The 710-nt window shown below is 56.5% G+C and carries 1 protein-coding gene; it reads right to left on the reverse strand.

All coding sequences use genetic code 11. The features are described from left to right. The coding region (locus WH277_RS27390) for a phage tail protein (protein WP_339507435.1) at positions 1 to 710 on the reverse strand (710 nt) is incomplete at both ends.

Raw genomic sequence — 710 nt, forward strand, 5'->3', positions numbered from 1 at the left:
TCCCGCCGACGACCAGTGTTTCAATTTAAACTGTGCAGTCGCATCATCTTCTCTAATCACATCTCCTAAACCAAGGTTTGCGAGAAATTCTGCTTTGTCAGGAATATCAGCGCCGTTCTGGTTTTTCGCAAGCTTCTCCGCCAGCTTATTCAGAACTGTAGTTGCAAAATTTGGATCACCCCCAAGGGCGTCAGCAAGTTCTTTCAGCGTATCCAGCGCAGCAGGCGAACCTGATACGAGTGCTGCAATTGCCGCCTGCACAAAGGCGGTATTTGCCATCTGTTGAGAGCTGTTGCCTGCTGCAGCCGTCGGCGCGGTCGGGGTGCCGGAAAATGCCGGGCTGGCCAGCGGCGCATAATCACCCACCACGCTTTTAACGTGTGCCGTTGTCGCAAGCTGCGTGCTATTGTCCGTCTTTGCCGCCGTCGGCCCCGTTGGTTTTCCGGTCAGTGCCGGGCTGGCTTTTGGTGCATATTGCGGGTGCGGGTCTGCGGCGGCAAGATGCTGCGCCATCAGTGAATCGGCGTATGCTTTAACGACAATCACCCCTTCATCAACGTATTTCCGGGTTGCCAGCACCACCGACGGGTCAATCTTCAGCGTCACTGCATCGGTACTGTTGACGATCAGGATCATGCGCACCGTCTGCGTGCGGCCGCTTCCCTCCTGCAGCTGGGGCTTGTACGTTTCCGGGCAGTTGGCCACGGCAA

It is taken from the genome of Erwinia sp. MYb416 (assembly GCF_037479575.1).
Taxonomy (GTDB): domain Bacteria; phylum Pseudomonadota; class Gammaproteobacteria; order Enterobacterales; family Enterobacteriaceae; genus Erwinia; species Erwinia rhapontici.